The following is a 2,439-nucleotide window of genomic DNA, read 5'->3' as shown; positions in this document are numbered from 1 at the left end:
TGTGCACGCGTCTGAGGATGGACAGGTCATGGTCATCCACGACGCGACCATCGAGCGGACGACCAATGGTCTGGGCGCGGTTCGGAACTATTCCCTCGCGGCCCTGCAACAGCTTGACGCCGGTTATCGGTTTTCGCCGGATGAGGGCAAGACGCTCCCTTTCCGTGCCTCGGACGTGATTATTCCTTCACTCCGGGAAGTGCTGGAGAGCTTTCCGCGGGTAAAATTTACGGTTGAGATCAAGCCGTCCGACCCGCCCATCGAAGAACCGGTGATTGCGGTGATCAAAGACTGCGGCAGGGCGGATGACGTTATTGTCGCGTCAGAACATGACGTGGTCCTGGCGCGCGTACGAACCCTGGCCCCGGATATGCCGACGAATTTTGGCTATAACGAAGTGGTCGATTTTATCCAGCGCGTTGCCACCGGTCAGCTAGACGGCTATCGGCCGTCCGGCCAGGCGCTCCAGATTCCACCCACATATCAGAATATCCCGTTGGTGACGGAACAAACGGTAGCCGCCGCGCATCAACTCAATGTGGAAATCCATGCGTGGACGATTAACGAGCCGCAGGAGATGCGCAGCCTGCTTGACCTCGGAGTGGACGGGGTGATGTCGGATTTCCCGTCTCGTTTGCTGGAAGTGGCGCGGGGGAGAGGGTAAGGCGGAGAGTGTGGAAACCTGATAGCCCTGCTCCCGTTCCTCAATTGGCCGTGGCCCAGAGAGGGAACCCACCCCGGCCTGCGGCCACCCCTCCAGGGAGGGGAGAGGGATGCCGGGAATGAGCCCGCTTACTGAATCTTGGGCATAACCTCGGCGGCAAAGCGCTCTATACCGCTGCGGAAGGTCGCGGCATCAGCGTAGCGTCCCAGCCCCAGAACATAGTAATTGGCCCCGGCCTCTTTCATGGCCGATATGCGATCGATCATGGGTTCGGGACTGCCCTCGCGGATCATGCCGCCGACGATCAGGTCGGGCATGGACCGCCCGTGCTTTTCGGATTCCTCGCGTAAATGCGTGGCAACCTGGGCCAACTCCCCGGACTGGAGTCCGATCGGATAATAGCCGTCGCCCCATTTGATGGTCCGTTCAATGGCCTTGGGTCCAGCCCCTCCCACCCAGATGGGCGGACGCGCCGGACGCGGGGCAAAGACAAATTCGGGGAATTTGATGTGGCTGCCGTTGTACGAACTCACATCGTTATCAAACAACTGGTGGACGACTTCGAGGGTTTCGTTGGTAATGACCCCACGCTTGCGGGGGTCTACGCCCAGGGCTTCAAATTCCGGCCGCATCCAGCCGACCCCGGCGCCAAGGATAAGCCGCTCGCCTGAGAGTTCCTGGAGGGTGGCCACCTGCTTGGCCATATACACGGCGGGCCGGTAGGGAAAGACCAGAACGGAAATACCGAGCTGAATCTTCCGGGTCAGCGCGGCAAAATAGGCCAGCGTTGTCAGCGGCTCAAAATAGCGGCCCCCCGAGCCTTCGGTCTGGTCCGGCGGAATCGCCAGATGATCAACCACAAACGCGGCATCAAAGCCCGTTTCTTCTACGGCTTGCACGCAGGCACCGAGCGTGTCCCGGGTAGCGGCCGGGCCCATATTGCGGATGACAACACCAAATTTCATGCGTCTTCTCCTTCGCCGTCTTGAAACAAACGTTCAGCCAATTCCTCGGCGAGCGCCGAACGCTCATCCTCATCCTCTCGAAGCAGATCGAAAGACAGGTTCATGAGCATTTTTCCGAGGACTTCGCGTTGGAGCACATTGAGGCTGACGGCTTGCGGTTGTTCCTCTTCGAGGTGAGCCAGGAGGGTCTCCATGGAGCGGACTCCGGCGTCGTTCTCCTGTCGCGCCAGCCGGTCGCCCGCCATACCCGCGGCCTGCTGCAGCAAGACGGCTTCCTGGGTGGTGAGGGGATACGAGGACATGGTGAGTATTTTCTACCCCAGATCGGGAAACAGCCAGGGCGCTTCGCTCTTACGGCGTTGCTCGTAGGCCGTGATGTCGGCCTCCTTTTGCAGGGTGAGCCCGATCTCGTCCAGGCCGTTGAGCAGACAGTCCTTCCGAAACGGGTCAACGTCGAAATGAAAACTCGTCCCGTCCGGTGTGGTGACGGTTTGGGCCGCCAGGTCCACGCTGAGCTGATAGCCCGGCCGGGGTTCGACTTCTGTGAATAATTGATCGACTTCTGCGTTTGTCAGGACAACCGGCAGCATGCCGTTTTTAAAGCAGTTGTTAAAAAAGATATCGGCAAAACTGGGGGCGATAACGCACCGAAAGCCATAGTCCAACAGTGCCCACGGCGCGTGCTCGCGCGACGAACCACAGCCGAAATTATCCCGCGCCAGGAGAATGCTCGCTCCGTCGTAGCGCGGTTGATTTAAGACAAAGCCCTCCTGGGGGTTACCGTCGCCGGCGTAGCGCCAATCCGAGAAC

At 59.7% G+C, this 2,439-nt stretch carries 4 protein-coding genes; 1 reads left to right on the top strand and 3 read right to left on the bottom strand.

All coding sequences use genetic code 11. From position 1 onward, the window contains the following. Positions 1 to 664: glycerophosphodiester phosphodiesterase (locus tag OXG98_19855; protein MCY3774266.1), on the top strand; the 664-nt coding region annotated here is incomplete at its 5' end. Positions 665 to 792: 128 nt separating this feature from the next. On the opposite strand, the gene OXG98_19850 is transcribed toward OXG98_19855, so the two are convergent. The 3 genes from OXG98_19850 to leuD all read right to left on the bottom strand — a co-directional run. Then, positions 793 to 1,629: a TIGR03619 family F420-dependent LLM class oxidoreductase gene (locus OXG98_19850; protein MCY3774265.1), complete on the bottom strand. Its 837-nt coding sequence runs from the start codon at positions 1,627 to 1,629 to the stop codon at positions 793 to 795. Then, complete coding sequence (locus tag OXG98_19845; protein MCY3774264.1) at positions 1,626 to 1,931, bottom strand: hypothetical protein; 306 nt, start codon at positions 1,929 to 1,931, stop codon at positions 1,626 to 1,628. The genes OXG98_19850 and OXG98_19845 overlap by 4 nt, the downstream gene beginning before the upstream one ends. A gap of 12 nt (positions 1,932 to 1,943) precedes the next feature. Then, a partial coding sequence (gene leuD / locus OXG98_19840; GenBank protein ID MCY3774263.1) for a 3-isopropylmalate dehydratase small subunit occupies positions 1,944 to 2,439 on the bottom strand: 496 nt, incomplete at its 5' end.

The organism is Gemmatimonadota bacterium (genome assembly GCA_026706345.1).
Taxonomy (GTDB): Bacteria; JAAXHH01; JAAXHH01; order JAAXHH01; family JAAXHH01; genus JAAXHH01.
Note: the sequence above shows the minus strand (reverse complement) of the source record. Positions and strands in the feature narration are given on the sequence as shown.

What these genes read in the sequence shown, in the direction of transcription:
- OXG98_19850 (MCY3774265.1), bottom strand. Translation starts at nt 1,629, where the DNA reads ATGAAATTTGGTGTTGTCATCCGCAATATGGGCCCGGCCGCTACCCGG.
- OXG98_19845 (MCY3774264.1), bottom strand. Translation starts at nt 1,931, where the DNA reads ATGTCCTCGTATCCCCTCACCACCCAGGAAGCCGTCTTGCTGCAGCAG.